The sequence below is a fragment of the Komagataeibacter melomenusus genome, from assembly GCF_013155395.1.
Taxonomy (GTDB): Bacteria; Pseudomonadota; Alphaproteobacteria; order Acetobacterales; family Acetobacteraceae; genus Komagataeibacter; species Komagataeibacter melomenusus.
This window is the reverse complement of sequence record NZ_JABJWC010000014.1, coordinates 39,593-56,111: the sequence shown is the minus strand read 5'-3', so window position 1 is coordinate 56,111 and position 16,519 is coordinate 39,593. Positions and strand designations below refer to the sequence as shown.

The 16,519-nt window shown below is 66.1% G+C and carries 13 protein-coding genes; 8 read left to right on the top strand and 5 right to left on the bottom strand.

What is annotated here, in order from left to right:
• Nucleotides 1-2: 2 nt before the first annotated feature.
• Genes HNW77_RS07550 through HNW77_RS07540 form a run of 3 tightly spaced genes read left to right on the top strand, consistent with a single transcriptional unit; the run spans nt 3 to nt 2,689 of the window.
• On the top strand, nt 3-1,145 hold the full coding sequence (locus HNW77_RS07550; RefSeq protein ID WP_172156555.1) for a nucleoside hydrolase: 1,143 nt from the start codon (nt 3-5) through the stop codon (nt 1,143-1,145).
• A gap of 9 nt (nt 1,146-1,154) precedes the next feature.
• Nucleotides 1,155-1,598, top strand: coding sequence for a DUF1489 family protein (locus HNW77_RS07545; RefSeq protein WP_172156553.1), 444 nt, complete (start codon nt 1,155-1,157; stop codon nt 1,596-1,598).
• Nucleotides 1,599-1,630: 32 nt separating this feature from the next.
• On the top strand, nt 1,631-2,689 hold the full coding sequence (locus HNW77_RS07540) for a lytic transglycosylase domain-containing protein (RefSeq protein WP_172156581.1): 1,059 nt from the start codon (nt 1,631-1,633) through the stop codon (nt 2,687-2,689).
• Nucleotides 2,690-2,709: 20 nt separating this feature from the next.
• On the opposite strand, the gene HNW77_RS07535 is transcribed toward HNW77_RS07540, so the two are convergent.
• Nucleotides 2,710-4,746: a glycoside hydrolase family 3 protein gene (locus HNW77_RS07535; RefSeq protein ID WP_172156551.1), complete on the bottom strand. Its 2,037-nt coding sequence runs from the start codon at nt 4,744-4,746 to the stop codon at nt 2,710-2,712.
• Between the two features lie 225 nt (nt 4,747-4,971).
• On the opposite strand from HNW77_RS07535, the gene HNW77_RS07530 reads away from it, so the two are divergent.
• The 5 genes from HNW77_RS07530 (at nt 4,972) to HNW77_RS07510 (ending at nt 10,463) form a co-directional block, all read left to right on the top strand.
• Nucleotides 4,972-5,505 carry a DUF3576 domain-containing protein gene (locus tag HNW77_RS07530; RefSeq protein ID WP_172156549.1) on the top strand — a complete coding sequence of 178 codons (534 nt, stop codon included), beginning with the start codon at nt 4,972-4,974 and terminating at the stop codon, nt 5,503-5,505.
• A 104-nt stretch (nt 5,506-5,609) separates the two neighbouring features.
• Entirely contained in the window at nt 5,610-8,243 is a 2,634-nt protein-coding gene (gene leuS / locus HNW77_RS07525) for a leucine--tRNA ligase (protein ID WP_172156547.1), read from the top strand.
• A gap of 2 nt (nt 8,244-8,245) precedes the next feature.
• A complete protein-coding gene (locus tag HNW77_RS07520; RefSeq protein WP_172156545.1) occupies nt 8,246-9,109 on the top strand; it encodes an LPS assembly lipoprotein LptE in 864 nt (287 codons plus the stop codon).
• Entirely contained in the window at nt 9,106-10,125 is a 1,020-nt protein-coding gene (holA, locus tag HNW77_RS07515; protein ID WP_172156543.1) for a DNA polymerase III subunit delta, read from the top strand. The genes HNW77_RS07520 and holA overlap by 4 nt, the downstream gene beginning before the upstream one ends.
• Nucleotides 10,126-10,271: 146 nt before the next feature.
• Nucleotides 10,272-10,463, top strand: a complete 192-nt coding sequence (locus HNW77_RS07510) for a hypothetical protein (RefSeq protein ID WP_172156542.1) — start codon at nt 10,272-10,274, stop codon at nt 10,461-10,463.
• 317 nt (nt 10,464-10,780) lie between these two features.
• On the opposite strand, the gene tal is transcribed toward HNW77_RS07510, so the two are convergent.
• The 4 genes from tal to HNW77_RS07490 all read right to left on the bottom strand — a co-directional run bounded on the left by tal (nt 10,781) and on the right by HNW77_RS07490 (nt 16,380).
• The gene (gene tal, locus HNW77_RS07505) at nt 10,781-11,974 is read right to left on the bottom strand and encodes a transaldolase (RefSeq protein ID WP_172156541.1); all 1,194 of its coding nucleotides are present in this window, start codon (nt 11,972-11,974) and stop codon (nt 10,781-10,783) included.
• A gap of 27 nt (nt 11,975-12,001) precedes the next feature.
• The gene (gene tkt / locus HNW77_RS07500; RefSeq protein ID WP_172156540.1) at nt 12,002-14,104 is read right to left on the bottom strand and encodes a transketolase; all 2,103 of its coding nucleotides are present in this window, start codon (nt 14,102-14,104) and stop codon (nt 12,002-12,004) included.
• A 136-nt stretch (nt 14,105-14,240) separates the two neighbouring features.
• On the bottom strand, nt 14,241-14,996 hold the full coding sequence (locus tag HNW77_RS07495; protein WP_172156539.1) for a GolD/DthD family dehydrogenase: 756 nt from the start codon (nt 14,994-14,996) through the stop codon (nt 14,241-14,243).
• 34 nt (nt 14,997-15,030) lie between these two features.
• Entirely contained in the window at nt 15,031-16,380 is a 1,350-nt protein-coding gene (locus HNW77_RS07490; RefSeq protein WP_241694353.1) for an MFS transporter, read from the bottom strand.
• Between the last annotated feature and the right edge of the window lie 139 nt (nt 16,381-16,519).

Sequence of the window (16,519 nt, the reverse complement as noted above, 5' to 3'; positions counted from 1 at the left end):
CCATGCATTCAGGGCAGGGAGTTTGCTGCGTGTTGTCATCCATCCTTTCGCGGTCCACCCGCCTCGCCGCCACCGCTGCGGCCCTTGCCTTCATGGCCGTGCCCGCCATGGCCGCACCCGCCACGGCGGGCCCGGAACTGGTCATTGAGGATAACGACTTCCTCGGCCCCGGCGGGTCGGACCAGCTTTCCACCATTCCGCTGCTGTTCAACCCCAATGTGCGCGTGCTGGGCTTTACGGTAGTGAGCGGCGACGGGTGGGAGAACGCGGAATCCGCCCATCTGCGCCGCCTGCTTGAAATTATTGGCAAAACGGACGTGCCGGTGGCCGATGGCGCGGTCTATCCGCTGGTCAACACGCGCGCCGAAATGCGCCTGCATGAGCAGCAATATGGTGCTATTCCGTGGAAAGGGGCCTGGGGCGGCCTCGGCTCGATCGACACGGCCCCTGATGTGCAGCCCGCCATCGGAACCATGAAGGAAGGCGCACCCCACACCCCGCCCGCAAGGCAGGGCGCGGTGCAGTTCCTGATCGAGCAGGTGCATGCCCACCCGCATGAGGTCACGATCGTGGCCGCAGGTCCGCTGACCAACCTGGCCCTTGCCATCCGCGAAGACCCGAGTTTTGCCGAGACGGCAAAGCAGCTCATCTTCATGGGCGGCATGCTTGACACGAGCATGATGTCGATTACCGGCAACGCGGATTTTGCCTCCGACTTCAACATGATCTTCGACCCCGAGGCCGCCCATATCACGCTCACCGCGCCGTGGAAGAAGATCACGGTGGTGGGCAGCGTGTCGAACGACCTCATGCTCTCACGCGAGTACCTCGGCCAGATCACCAGCAAAAAAACGCCGCTCACCGCCTATATCGGCAGCTATTACGACCCGCTGCCCATGTGGGATGAAATGACCACCGCCATTGCCGCCGACCCCACGCTGGTCACCGCCGCAGTCGATGCCCGCATGGATATCGACACCACCCGCGGCCCGCATTACGGCCACGCCTTTGTGGTGCCCGAGGCCCTTGCCCCAAAGGGCAGCCCCATGCGGGTGATGCATATCGTGCGCAGCATTGATGAAAAGCGCTTCCGCGAGACTTTCATGCACGAGGCGCAGAGCGATCCTGCGGCCCCCGCGCGGTAAGGGCCGGGCATGCTGCATATGGTCAAGCTGGCGGTTGGCGTGCATTCCCTTGAGGAACTCGCCGCCCGCCAGTCGCTCCAGACCCCGCCGGTCGATGACCTTGATGGCACCGGCCCCTCAGGCCAGCCGTGGTTCCGCACGCGCATGTATCCACGTCGGGCGGCGGAAATACTTGATGGCGGATCGATCTACCGCGTGATTGCCGGGCGCATCCTGTGCCGCCAGCGCATTACCGCCATCGAACCTGACACGCGCGAGGATGGCGTGGCCTGCGCGCGGGTGGTCATGGCGCCCGAGATCATTCCCGTCAGCCCGCGTGCCATGCGCGCCTTTCAGGGCTGGCGCTACCTCAAGCCCGCAGACGCGCCACCCGACCTTCTGGCAAACAGCCATACGGGCGATATCCTGCCCGAAGCCCTACGCAACGAACTGGCGGAACTGTGCCTGATCTGAACATGCTCCCTGCACCTCCCTCCCTGCGGGACATGACGCGCCTGTTCCTTGTTGCCATCGCGGGGCTGGGGCTTGCCGCCTGCGCCACGTCACCCGGCGGGGGCGGCCACACCCATGCCAGCTATAACAGCTACTACAAGGGCAAGGCCGCCTACCGCCCGCCCGGCCCCGAAAACGACCCGTGGCAGCCCTATATTGCCGATGCCGCCACCCGCTTTGCCGTGCCGCAGGAATGGATCCGCGCCGTGATCCAGAAGGAATCGGGCGGGCATGAATATATTGATGGCCACCTCACGCGCTCGGCCAGCGGGGCGATCGGGCTGATGCAGCTCATGCCCCCCACCTATGCCGACATGCAGCGCCGCAACCACCTCGGCTCCGACCCGTATGACCCGCACAACAACATCCTCGCGGGCACGGCCTATATCCGCATCCTGTACGGGCTGTATGGCGCGCCGGGCTTCCTTGCCGCCTACAATGCAGGCACCGAGCGGCTGAACGACTACCTTGAAAACGGCCGCCCGCTGCCCAGCCAGACGGTTCGCTACCTTCGCATCATCACCCCCAATCTGGGCAATGAAGTGGCACTGAGCGGGCCGCTGGCGGTTTATGGCTCCTCCAGCCAGCGGGTGACATCCACGCCGGTGCCGCTGGGCAATGGCACCACCATCCAGCCCGACCACACCTATGTGCAGTACGCAACCCTTAACCCGCCCGCCCCCGTGCAGCACCGCACCGCCTGCGTGCATGACGCCAACCTTGCCTATGACCCCGGCAGCAGCACCTGCCACACCGATGCCCGCACGGCGGCCGCAGCCGCGCCCAGTGCCGGCGCCGGATATGGGGCATGGATGGTGCAGGTGGGTGCGTTTTCGGCAGAGGGGCAGGCCCGCTTTGCCAACTCCATGGCGCGGCAGGGTGACTTTGCGGCCCTGCAGGGCGCGCGCAGCCTGGTCATTCCGGTCCGGCGGCCCACGGGCCTGATCTATCGCGCCCGCCTGGCCGGGCTTTCGCAATCCGCCGCGACACAGGCCTGCGCCACGCTGAAGGATCAGGGCCTGCCCTGCACGGTCATCCGGCCCGGGCAGTAAACACTTTTATCCGTTACCCCTCATTCAGCCGTCACCACCGGGGCGGGCTGGTTTTCCAGCGTGGCGGGTACATGCAGCGCGGGCAGGTGCAACGTGGCATGCCGCACCAGCATGACCGACGAAAACCCGAGCGAGAGCGTATAATCCCCCCCCGCCACAGCCCAGTTGCCCGCTGTCGCATTCCACTGCCCCGCCAGCCGCAGGCTGACGGGCACGCTCAGCCGCACAGGATGCCCCGGCACGACCATCACGCTCCGCCACGCAGCCAGCCTGCGCGGATTGCCCGGCAGGTCGGGCGGGGTTTCGACATAAAGCTGGGGCACGGCCCGCACCGCCGCCGTGCCGGGATTGGAGAGCGTGAAGCTGGCGGTGAGGTGATTGCCCTCGCGCACCACATGCAACTCGCTCAGCGCCAGCCGCCCGCGGGCTGACAGCCCATAGCCAAACGGAAACAGCGGCACGACCTGCGCGCGCTCGAAGGCGCGGTAATTCGCATCGACCATGCCCGGCGGATAAAGGCCGCCCGTGAGCGTCACCGGCAGGTGGCCCGAGAAGTCCTGCTGCCCCGACAGCAGCGCCGACAGGGCGGGCGCATACTCATCGCGCCACGCCCAGCCCTGCACCACGCTATCGACCGCATCGAGCCAGGGCATCTGCCGGTCGGGGTCATCGGCGGTCAGCACCACGGCCACATGGCCGCCAAGTTCGGCCAGGGTGGTGATCATGCGGTTGTCATCATTGCTGGCGCTGAGCACCAGCGTGCGGGCCGCCTGCGCGCAGGCGGGTGGCAGCGTGCCCGTAGCCCCTGCGCCATCAGGGGCAGTGACCACCGTCACGGTCAGCCCGGCATGGCGCAACCCCTCGGCCAGCAGGTCGGCAGGGCCGCGCATGGCCGGGTGCACCAGCACCAGCACCGGGCCAAGGGCGGGATCGAAGGGCAGGACCCGATTCTCGTTTTGCAGCAGCACCGCGCCCTCGGCCTCCACATCCCCCAACAGCGTATCGGTGGGCGGGGGCTGCACGCCGGTGCGGGCCGCGGCGAAAGGCGGCGGATGGTCAAGGCTGCCCGCCATGTAGAACGAGGCGAGGATATGCGTGACCATGGCCTGCACCTGCGCGGGTTTGACATCCCCATCGCGCACGGCCTTGCGCAGCATCTCGCCCAGCACGTCGGGGCTGCCGGGGCTGACCTGTTCCATGTCCACCCCCGTGGCAATGGCATTGAGCGCGGGCGCGGTATCCGTGCCATGCGCGGCGCCCCCGGCCAGCGCGCCGCCCGGCACGGCCATGATCATGCCGGGAAAATGCCACGCCTCATGCACCATGCCCGCAAGCCCCGTCACCCCGGCGCACGGGGCCATGCCGCCGCACAGCATCGCCCCCCCATGGGCCACCTCCAGCGCCGTGGCCACGCCCAGCAGGCTGTGGGCCGCAAGGTCGGAAGCCTTGACCGGCGCGCTGCGCTCGGGGGTCGCGCCATCGGCACGCACCTGCTCCTCCCGCGCGACCGAGCCGAAGACCGGCAGCACATGACCCGAGAGCAGCCCCGCCCCGATCATGCCCGCCATGCTGCCCGCCAGCACCTGGTCCTCGCCGCCCTGCAACCGGCCCGAGGGCAGCGTATCCACCCCGCCCACGCGCAGCACCGCGCGGCCATGCAGCCATTCGGACCGGGCGCGGGCCACGCCCGCGCGGCGGGCGAGGTCGGGGTCCCATGTCGCGGCCAGCGCCAGCCAGGGCAGCATGGGCCGCGGCGAAGCATCGCCGGGCTGCACGGGGGTGGCGAAGGTGGGCATGCGCAGCACCGGCAGCCCCAGCCGGGGCACGCCCGGCCAGGCCAGCAGGCCGGGGGTCGTCTCATCCCCCCCGGCAGCCGGAACGGGGCGGACCTGGAGCACGGCCTGCTGCTCGGCAGGTTGCAGGCGGGCCGCCATGTCCGCCGCGCGGCTGCCGGTCGGGCTGGCGGCAGCCGCGACCGCCGCATGCGCCGCAGTGGCACAAAGCAGCCCCGCCATGAGCAGGAAGGGGGCGGACCCTGTAAGCGCGTGTTTCATCATGTTCCGCAGCAGTTGGCGTGTGCCGCCATTTTTGCGCTTCAATGGCCTGATTGTCACGCCGGGCACGGTAAAGTGCCCATGCGACTTGGCGTGACAGGCGCGGCAGGATATGAAGAAGGATAACGCGACAGGCCGCAACGCCCCTGCCCGGCATGCCCGCCGGTGACCGGGCGCGTGGCCGGATCACCACATGCGGGGGCCATCCCCGGCGTCCACAGAGGCATCATGACCCTTCGCCCGTTCCATCCTGCTCCCTCTGCCGCCCCCACGGGCCGTGTCCTGCTGCCACGCACAGCACTCCCCGCCCTGCTGGCCGCCAGCCTGCTGGCTGCCTGCGGCAGCGCGCCGCAGCACGACAAAAGCGGGCTGGCCGTGCCCCAGAACCGCCTGCTGAAGGAAGATCGCGGCGCCAATGGCGGCTCCACCCCGCTGGAAAGCAACGGGGTCAACGCCTTCTTGTGGCGTGGCGCGCTCGATACGCTGTCCTTCATGCCGTTCGCCTCGGCCGATGCCGTGGCGGGCGTGATCCTGACGGACTGGTACACGCCACCCGCCACCAAGGATGAACGCTTCAAGATCACCTGCTTCGTCCTCTCACGCAGCCTGCGCTCGGATGCGGTGCGCGTGTCCGTGTTCCGCCAGGCCTATGAGGACGGGCAGTGGGTCGATACCCCCGTTGCCGCCAATACCGTGTCCGACATCACGGCCCGCATCCTGACCCGCGCGCGCCAGCTGCGCACCGATAGCGGCCAGCACTAGACGCCACGCGCGCCCCGTAACGCACTCCCGGTCGGGCCATGCGCGGCCCGGCCCCTTTCAGCGGGCGCATGCCGCCTGCCCTCCGCATACCGAACCAGAAGAAGATGACCGAAACCAGCACCCCTGCCGAAAACGCCACCCCCGCCTATGATTTCCACACGGCCGAGCCGCAGTGGCAGGAACGCTGGGCGGCCTCGGGCATCTTCGACGTGCCGGACGTGCCCCCCGCCGACCGGCCCAAATACTATGTGCTGGAGATGTTCCCCTACCCGTCGGGGCAGTTGCACATGGGCCATGTGCGCAACTACACGCTCGGCGATGTGGTGGCGCGCTACAAGCGCGCGCGCGGCTTCAGCGTGCTGCACCCGATGGGGTGGGACGCCTTCGGCCTGCCCGCCGAGAACGCGGCGCGCGAGCGCGGCGTGCATCCCGGCCAGTGGACGATGGACAACATCGCCGCCATGCGCACGACCCTCAAGCGGCTTGGCTTCTCCTTCAACTGGGACCGCGAGATCGCGACCTGCCTGCCCGAATATTATGGCAAGCAGCAGAAGCTGTTCCTCGACATGCTCAAGGCTGGCCTGGTCGAGCGCCGCGAAAGCTGGGTCAACTGGGACCCCGTGGACAACACCGTGCTGGCCAACGAGCAGGTGGTGGACGGGCGCGGCTGGCGCTCGGGCGCGCTGATCGAGCAGAAGAAGCTCTCGCAGTGGTTCCTGAAAATCACCAATTTCGCCCCGCAACTGCTTGAGGGCCTGTCCACCCTGCCGCGCTGGCCCGAGCGCGTGCGCACCATGCAGGAGCGCTGGATCGGCCGATCCGAAGGGGCGAAAATCCGCTTCGGCCTGCACGCCCCGCCCACGGGCTTCGATACCGACCTTGATTCGGTCGAGGTGTTCACCACCCGCCCCGACACGCTGTTCGGCATGTCCTTCCTGGCCATTGCCGCCGACCACCCGCTGGCCGCCAAGGTGGCTGCGGGCAATGCGAAGGCGCAGGAATTCATTGCCGAATGCCAGCGCCTCGGCACATCGGAAGAAGCGATCGAAACCGCCGAGAAGCGCGGCTTCGACACGGGGCTGCGCGTCAGCCACCCCTTCATGCCCGACCAGTCCTTCCCGGTCTGGATCGCGAATTTCGTGCTGATGGATTACGGCACGGGGGCCGTGTTCGGCTGCCCGTGTGGCGACCAGCGCGACCTTGACTTCGCGCGCAAATACAACCTGCCGGTCACCCCGGTCATCCTGCCGCCAGGCGCCGAGGCGGGCACGTTTACCATGACCGACAAGGCCTGTGATGGCCACGGCACGCTGTTCAACTCCGGCTTCCTTGACGGGCTGGACACGGAGGCGGCCAAGAAAGAGGCCATCACCCGGCTCGAGGGCATGGGCGTTGGCCAGGGCGTGGTCAACTGGCGGCTGCGCGACTGGGGCATTTCGCGCCAGCGCTACTGGGGCTGCCCGATTCCCGTCATCCACTGCACCGATTGCGGCGCGCAGCCCGTGCCCGATGACCAACTGCCCGTAAAGCTGCCCGAGGACGTGACCTTCGACCGCCCCGGCAACCCGCTCGAGCACCACCCGACCTGGAAGCACGTGGCCTGCCCCAGCTGCGGCAAGCCCGCCCTGCGCGAGACCGATACCTGCGACACGTTTGTCGACAGCTCATGGTATTTCGCCCGCTTTACGGCACCGCACGCACCAACGCCCACCGTGCCTGCTGCCGCTGATGGCTGGCTGCCGGTGGACCAGTATATCGGCGGCATCGAACATGCGATCCTGCACCTGCTCTATGCCCGTTTCTTTACCCGCGCCATGCACGAGACCGGGCACCTGCATGTGGACGAGCCCTTCAACGGGCTGTTCACGCAGGGCATGGTCAACCACGAGAGCTACCGCGACGCGGCGGGCAACTGGCTCTACCCCGAGGAAGTCGAGCGCCGCGCGGACAGCGCCGTGCGCCGCGACAACGGCGCGCCGGTCACCATTGGCCGGGTGGAGAAGATGTCCAAGTCCAAGCGCAACACGGTCGCCCCCGTGGCGATCATCGAGCGGTTTGGCGCGGATACGGCGCGGTGGTTCGTACTGTCCGACAGCCCGCCCGAGCGTGACATGGAGTGGACGGAATCCGGTGTCGCCGCCTCCGCGCGCTTCCTGCAGCGCCTGTTCCGCCTCGTGCGCGGCGTGGCCGAGCAGACCCCGGCAGATGCGCCCTGCCCCGCCACGCTCTCACGCGCGGCTGATGGCCTGCGCCGGGCCACGCACCGCGCCATCGCCGCCGTGACCGAGGCGCTCGAAGGCTTCAGCGCCAACGTGGCCGTGGCCCGCCTGCATGAACTGACCTCCGCCCTGGCCGAGGCCGAGAAGGCGGCAGGCGAGGACGGCATGGCCTTCGCCCGCCGCGAGGCCGCCACCATGCTGGCCCTGCTCGCCGCCCCCATGGTGCCCCACCAGGCGGAAGCGATGATGGCGCTGCTCGAGCCGGGCGGCCAGCCCGTGGTGGAACGCGCCTGGCCCACCGCCATCGCGGACCTGCTCAAGGCCAGCGAACTGACCATTGCGGTGCAGATCATGGGCAAGCTGCGCGGCACCATCGCCGTGGCCCCCGACCTGCCGGCGGACAGGGTGATCGCGCTGGCCGAAGCCGAGCCGAACGTGGCCCGCCTGCTTGAGGGGGCGCGGATCGTCAAGCGCATCCATGTGCCTGGCCGCATCGTCAATTTCGTGGTTGCGAAATAGACATGGCCCTTCCCGTCCTTCGCACCGGCGTGCTGTGCGCCCTGCTCATGCTGGCAGGGTGCGGCTTTTCCCCGATGTACAAGACGACGGGAAGCCATATCGGCCCGGATGGCAAGCCCACCACCGGCAACGTGCTGGCCGAACTCAAGCAGGTCTATATCGCGCGCATCAATGAACGCTACGGCCAGTTGCTGCGCCAGGCCCTGCAGCAGGACATGGGCGGCGCCGGGCCGGAAAACCCGACCCGTTACGTGCTGCGCATCCGCACCTACCTGATGAACGAGGCCGTGGACATCCACGCCGACAACACATCGGGCCGCACGCGCACCACAGCCTTTGCCCACTGGACGCTGGAGACCATCTCGAACGACCCGGACACGCTGGCCGGGGGCGACGCGTCGGTGGTGGACGGGGTAAACAACAATTACGAGCAGTATTTCGCCCAGACCCTGAACCTTGAGGGCGTGCGCGCGCGCGTGGCCAAGAACCTGGCCGAGCAGATCACGCAGGAAGTGGCCGTGTGGTTCCGCACCCATGCCAGGCCCGCCGTCAGCGGCTCGGTGCGCGGGCAGAACCAGCCGCGCTACACCGACCCCAACAGCATCATCAACCCCAACAACCAGATGCCTGCCCAGCAACCCGGCGCCGACGGCCTGCCCACCATGGCCACCGGCCGCACCGATGCCCAGCTCAACGGGGAAAACAACGGCGGCATGATGACACCCGATGAACACGGCCCCATGGATAACACCCCCGACACCGACACCACCACGCAGGCGCCTGCGGCCACCCGCGGGCGCGCGTCGTCCATACTGGAAAATGATGACATGTCGGGCATCAGCATTGGGGGCAACGAGAACCGGTGAAGATCGACGCCCGCTCCGTCAACGCGACCCTGAACGCGCCTGGCGCGCTGCGGGCCATCGTGCTGCATGGGGATGATGCCGGGCTGATCCGCGAACGGGCCACGATGGCGGCACGCGCCATCTGTCCCGACCTCAATGACCCCTTCCGCGTGGCCATACTGGGCCGCGAGGACCATGACCGGCTGGAGGAGGAAACCACCGCCCTGTCGCTAAGCGGCGGGCGGCGGGTGATCTGGCTGCGCGAGGTGGGTGACAGCGTGCTGGCCGCCCTGCAGCGCTGCCTGGCGCAGGAATCCGACACGCTGGTCATTCTCGAAGCGCCCAACCTGGCCTCACGCGCAAAACTGCGCGCCTTTGCCGAAAAGGACCGCCACTGCGGCGTGATCGGCTGCTACCCCGAGGAAGGCCGCGCGCTTGAAGGCGCGATCCGGCAGATGCTGGCGGGGCATAAAGTGGATATTGACCCCGACGCGCTGGGCTGGATGGTCGAACGCGCGGGGCCGGACCGCGCCGCCACCCGCAGCGAAGTGGAAAAACTGGCCCTGTTTGCCGGTGCTGGCGGCAGGCTGGGGCTGGAGGACGTGCGCGCCTGCGTGGGTGACGCGGCGGGCGTGTCGCTGGAGGATGCGGCCTTTGCCGCCATGGCGGGCGAGCGCGAAGCCGCCGATGCCGCCGCGGAGCGCGCGCTGGTGACCGATGGCAGCAGCCCGGTGGCGCTGGCCCGCGTGCTGCTGGCCCACATTCACCGCCTGCGCCGGGTGCGGCTGGCCATGGATGGCGGGATGGGCCGGGCGGAGGCCATGCGGCAGTTGCGCCCGCCGGTGTTTTTCAAGCGCACGGACAGTTTCGGGCAGGCCCTCAATGCCTGGTCGGCCGCGACCCTGCTGGCAGCGGCACAGGACACGCAGGCGCTGGAACTGGCCTGCAAGCAGACCGGCAGCCCCGATATCGTGCTGGGGCTGCGGCATGTGGCCCGCCTGTGCGCCATGGCGCAGAAGGCACGCAGGCGGCGCTAAAGGGCAATTGGCCCGGCCCGCGCGCATAAAACACCTTGCCCACGCGCATGGGCTCGGTTAGAAGCCTCGTTGTGTGTCCGCGTAGCTCAGCCGGATAGAGCACAGGATTCCTGGTTTTCAAATTGGGCGCCATGATGGGAAACCCCATGGCGGATCTGCTCAAATTCGGGGAACGCTCTGGCGAAAGCCGTGCCAATCCCGAGCCAAGGCCAGCGCTGCTGGCAAGGTGTAGAGACTGGATGGGCAGCACCTGTAGACCGCCTGCGGTCCATGGTGAAGGGACAGTCCAGACCACGAACGCCATGCTCATGGCGGCGGTGAAAGCCGAAGTGGTATGAATCCTGGGGCCGTGGGTTCGAATCCCGCCGCGGACACCACAATCCCCTTCCGAACAGTTCCGACCGATCCATGAAATGGCTTCCGGCCGCCATTTTTCACCGTTTCGGGGTCTGGGCCGTTTCTCCCGACCCGGCGCGTCCGGGCGGTATCGCCGGAGATAGCGCCGGGGGAAGCGTCGGAGCAGAAGGCCCGCGCATCGGGGCGAGAGACGGGCGACCGCAGGCCATTTTGCATCGGGTATGTCAGGGGACGGAGTGCGTGCAGGCGTCATCCCTCGTTACGGCCATCGATCCCGCACGCAGTAACACAATACGCGCTAGCGGCCCGAAGAATGCTCATGCAGGTTTGCGAAAGCATTGCCCTTTTCCATGCTGGATATTTTCATGGATATGCTTTGGCGCAGGGCAATGAATGCCGCGTCAAAGGCGGCCAGCCCTTCGTGTAGCAGGGCGTCGGTCACCCCGGCCAGATCAAGCCCCAGCCGGTCCGCCTCATGCAGCACCCGTTCCACGCCCGGGATATCCTGTGTCAGTGTCGGGGCAACGGTTCCATAATCCCGAAAGGCGGCGAATGTAACAGGTGGAATGGTATTGACCGTCTCCGGCCCGATCAGCGCATCGACGTACAGCACATCACTGTAGGCGGGGTCTTTCGTGCCGGTCGAGGCCCAGAGCAGGCGCTGGGGCTGTGCGCCAAGTGCTGCCAGCCTGCGCCACCGCGCGCCCTGTGTCACCTCCCGCCAGTATTGATAGGCCATCCTGGCATTGGCGATGGCAACCTTGCCGCGCAGGTTTTTTAGCGCTGCTGCCTGCGGGTCCGCTGCCGCCAGCCGTGCATCGATCGCCGCATCGATGCGGGCATCAATACGGCTTATGAAAAAGGAGGCGACCGAGGCGATGCCCGATACGGGCAGCCCCTGCGCATGCCGTACCTCCAGACCCGCCATGTAGGCATCCAGCGCCTTCTTATAGGCCTCGAGCGAAAAGAGCAGGGTCACGTTGACATTCATGCCATCCGCGATCGCGGTGCGCACGGCCTCGACCCCTTCCAGCGTACCGGGAATCTTGATCATGAGGTTGGGCCTGTCGACCCGTTTCCACAAATGCCGCGCCTCGGCCAGCGTGCCGATGGCGTCATGGGCCAGATGGGGCGCGACCTCAAGGCTTACATACCCGTCAATGCGCCTGCTGGCTTCATAGACCGGGTGCAGCACGCGGGCTGCGGCCTGTATGTCCTCCACTGCCAGGATTTCATATAGAGTTGCCGCATCGACCCTCCGTTCAGACAGGACCTGGCGGATGCGGGTGTCATATTCGCTCCCCTCCCCCATGGCTTTTTGGAAGATGGCGGGATTGGAGGTGACGCCCTTCAGCCCGTCGTGATCCACCAGCCGTTTCAGGCTGCCATTTTCGGTAAAGGAGCGCTGGATGAAGTCCAGCCACGGCGACTGGCCAAAGCGGGCCAGTTCGCATAACGGATTGCTCACGGCAATGCTGCACGATTCATTCATGATCTGTGTTTCCGGCTCTTCATAGGGTCAGGCGCGCGCGATCTGCCGCCGTGCCGCAGCAAGGACAGCGTCGACGGTAAAGCCGAATTTTTCCTGCAAGGCTTCCGCCGGGGCGGAGGCGCCAAAGCCATGCGTCACCACGGCCTCGCCCGTCAGGCCGATATAGCGCGCCCACCCCATGCCGGATGCCTGTTCCACCGCCACGCGGGCGGTGACATCGGGCGGCAGCACGCTGGCACGATAGGCTTCGGGCTGGGCCTCGAACAGGTCCCATGACGGCATGGAGACGACACGGACACTTACGCCTTCCTTTTTCAGGATCTCATACGCGGCCACCACGAGGGAGATCTCGCTGCCCGTCGCCATCAGGATCAGGTCGGGCCTGCCGCCGCAATCGGCCAGGACATAGGCCCCTTTCGCCAGCCCCGTGGCGGGGGCGTAAACGCTGCGGTCCAGTGTTGGCAGGTTCTGGCGGCTGAGCACCAGCACGGCGGGGCGATCGGTCATGGGGAGGATCACCCGCCAGGCTTGCGCCACCTCGTTCGCATCGGCGGGGCGGATCAGGGTCACGCCGGGGGTAGCGCGGAGCTGGGCCAGTTGCTCGATGGGCTGATGGGTGGGGCCATCCTCGCCCACGCTGATGGAATCATGGGTGAAAATGTAGATTACCGGCAGGTTCATCAGCGCGGACATACGGATCGGCGGCTTCATGTAATCGGAAAAGATCAGGAAGCCGGAGCAGAACGGGCGGATACCCGCCAGCGCGATCCCGTTGCAGATCGAGCCCATGGCATGTTCGCGCACGCCAAAATGCACATTGCGCCCGCCATAGGTCCCGCCCCATTGCGGTGGCTGGAAATCGCCTGCGCCCGCGAATGTCAGGTGGGTCTTGGTCGATGGCGACAGGTCGGCCGAGCCGCCGATCATCCAGGGATAATTCTGCGCAACCGCGTTGAGCACCGTGCCCGAACTGGCGCGGGAGGCCACACCTTTCGCATCTGCATCAAAGGTCGGGATGCCACCATCCCACCCCGCCGGCAGCGTGCCGTTGATGATGGCCGTAACCTCGGCCCCAAGGTCGGGATGGGCCTGAAGGTACGCCGCAAACAGCGCCTGCCACCGCGCGCTGGCCACAGCCCCGCGAGCGCCCAGCCCGGACTGGAAATGCGCCAGCACGCCATCGGGTACGTAGAAGCTCCTGTCTTCCGGCCAGCCATAGAATTTCTTGGTCTCGCGGATTTCTTCCACACCCAGCGGCTCGCCGTGGGCCGCTGCCGTGCCCGCCTTGTGCGGCGCGCCCCAGCCAATGATGGAATGGGCGATGATGAGCGTGGGCCGCGTGGTCTCGGCCTTCGCATCCGCCAGCAGGCGTTCAAAGTTGCCCGTATCGTTGGCATCCATCAGTTCCAGCACGTGCCAGCCATAGCCCTCGAAGCGCCTGCGCACGTTTTCGGTAAAGGCGATATCGGTCGAACCCTCGATGGAAATGCGGTTGCTGTCATAGATCCATGTCAGGTTGCCCAGCTTGAGATGGCCCGCAACGGATGCGGCCTCGCTGGCCACGCCTTCCATCATGTCGCCATCACCGCACAGCGTGTAGATGTGGTAATCGAACAGATTGAAGCCGGGGCGGTTGTAACGCGCAGCCAGCCATTTCTCGGCCATGGCCATGCCCACCGCATTGCCGCATCCCTGCCCCAGCGGCCCGGTTGTGGTTTCCACGCCGGTGGTATGGCGGTATTCCGGGTGGCCCGGTGTTTTTGAGCCAAGCTGGCGGAACTGTTCCAGATCACCCAGTGTCAGCGCAGGCGCATCCGTCACCTTGCCCGCCTGCACATCACGCACACCTGCCAGATAGATCAGTGAATAGAGCAGCATCGAGGCATGCCCGATGGACAGCACGAACCGGTCCCGGTTGGGCCAGAGCGGGTTGGCGGGATCATAATTCATGACATTGCGCCACAGGGCATAGGCACAGGGTGCGAGCGCCATTGCCGTGCCGGGATGACCGGAATTCGCCTTCTGCACGCCGTCCATGGACAGGGTGCGGATGGTGTTGATGCAGAGCTGGTCGATACTGGCGCTGGCGTGGCCGCCCCCATCGGGAGCAGCGGGGATTGTATGGCGCATGTCTTGTGATGTTCCTGCGTCTTTAAATTATGTTGAGAAAAAGAATAAAAAGTTTTTGGGTGCCGCCTTTTGATCGAAACAGGCGGCGTTCTTCGAAGCTTTTTGAAAAAAGCTTCACCAAAAACTTTTTTACTGTTCAGCGAATGGTATAGCCGCCATCCACTACAAGGTTTTCGCCATTGACCATGGCGGCGGCATTGCTGACCAGATAGGCGACGGCGCAGGCGACCTCGTCAGGCTGGGCAAAGCGGCCGGTTGGCACCTGCGCGCGGAAGGCGTCGCCCACCGGCCCGGACCAGACCTGCTTGCCCAGTTCCGTCTCGACCACGGTGGGCGAGATCGCGTTGACCGTCACCCCCGATGGCCCCCATTCAAACGCCAGCACCTTGGTCAGGCCAAGGATACCCGCCTTGCTGGCGCTATAGGCTGCATGCTTGTCCAGCGCCACAAGCGCTGCCTGTGAGGCAATGTTCACGATCCGCCCGAAGCCTTTTTTACACATGGCCGGGCCAAGCGCGCGGGCAAACAGGAACGGCGCGCGCAGATTGATCGCCATCGTCAGGTCCCACGCGGATGTTTCCAGTTCGGCAGCCGAGGCAATCAGGGCAATCCCGGCATTATTGACCAGGATATCGACATGCCCAAGCTGGGACAGGATGGTGCTGCACGCGGTCTTGATCGCGGCTTCATCCGTCACATCGGTATGGACGCCACAATGCTGGCTGCCCAGGCTGGCCGCGATCTCGGCCACCTTCTCGTTGCGATCGACAAGGCACACCACAGCCCCCTGCCCAGCAAGCCGCTGGGCAATGGCCAGGCCAATGCCCGATGCGCCACCGGTTACGACGGCGGTGCGGCCTGTAAGGCTGAGGAGTTCACTGAACGGTTTCATTTTATTATTCCCGTATAGGTTTTTATTTGTGGGTTTATTGACTTCTGGCCACGGCGCGCCGGGAACGGTCCAGTTCCGCCTGCAATGCCGGGTCCAGGGTCAGGAACCACGCAAGGCAGGCACTGAGCAGGTAAATGCCCGCATAGGTGACCATGACACCAAAGATGCCAAAGCGTGGTTCAAAGAGGTAGACAACAGCAGGCCCGATCCACACGCTGGCCCCGGCCCCAAGGTTGAGCAGCGACATCGCGGCCGGTTTGTCGTCGGGCGCCAGATAGGGCATCAGGGCGGAAAGCGGCACGTAGGCGGCCAGCGTCATGCCATACAGCGCACCTGCAAACAGCGTGGGCAGCATGTGCCCCGGCCCGAAATGGGTGGGGCACCAGTACAGCAGCAGCGTGCTGATGGCAGACCCCACGCCGCCCCCCAGCATGACCGTGCCGCGCCAGCTCAGCCAGTCGCTCAGTATGCCGAACAGAAGGTTCCAGATCACGTTGGAGATGAAGATGGCCTGCAACACCATCAGCCACTGCCCCAGGCTGAAATGCAGGTCGTGCATGAAGTACAGCGGCAGGCAGACCAGGAAACCGAATTCAGCCGAGGTATCAATGGCGCGGACAAGACAGCCAAGACCGACCTTGGGCCGCTCCCACGCAATCGACAGCGAGGCGAACAGGGTCTTCAGCGGGTGCTTGTCCGCGCTGGCGGCATGGATGTTGCCATGCGTCTCCCGAATGCCACCCAGCGCCATGGCGCCACCCAGCATGACAAGGCCAAGGGCGAGCCACAATGTTGCGATCGGGCCGATATGGGGAATGGTGTAACCGGCAAATACGGACCCCAGCGTGGGCATGCCGCCGGTAAAGCAGAACCAGAACCACCCCACGGCGGACCCCAGCCTGCCCGGACTGACCGTTGTCACCACCCAGACAAGGAAGCCGAAGGCAAAAAGCGGATAGCCAAAACCCCTGATGCCGTAGAACAGCAGCATGAGCGGCAGGGAGCGTGCGGGGAGTGCCACCAGCAGGAAACCGACCTGCAGCAATCCCCAGATCGCAAGCCCGGTCAGCATGACCCGCCTCGCCCCCCACAGATCGGACAGCGCGCCGGACAGCCACGCCGCAACCGCGGCACTCAGCCCGTAGATGGTGAACAAAAGGGCCACGTCATGCTCGGTAAACCCCATGCTGACGAGATAGGGCGAGAGATAGCCGCTCTCCACCCCATCGCCCGTCATGAAGATCAGGACCCCGGCAAACCCCCATGCCAGGGCGGGCGGCATGCCGATGCGCGAAAGAAACCGGCCCGTGGCGGTGCGCGGTCTTTCCTCATGCGGGATTTCGCCCTCGACCCGCGTGGGGTCAAGCAGAACTGTCTGGGCCATTATCTTACCCTCCAGCATCGCGGCGGGCGCAGCGTGGCGCATCCTTTCCGCAGAAGATGTTATTCTTGTTATTGCAGGAATGGTGGCGCCCCACGGCTGCACGCAGCCGCCGTGGGGCGATCGTGGTCATGCCCGCGCG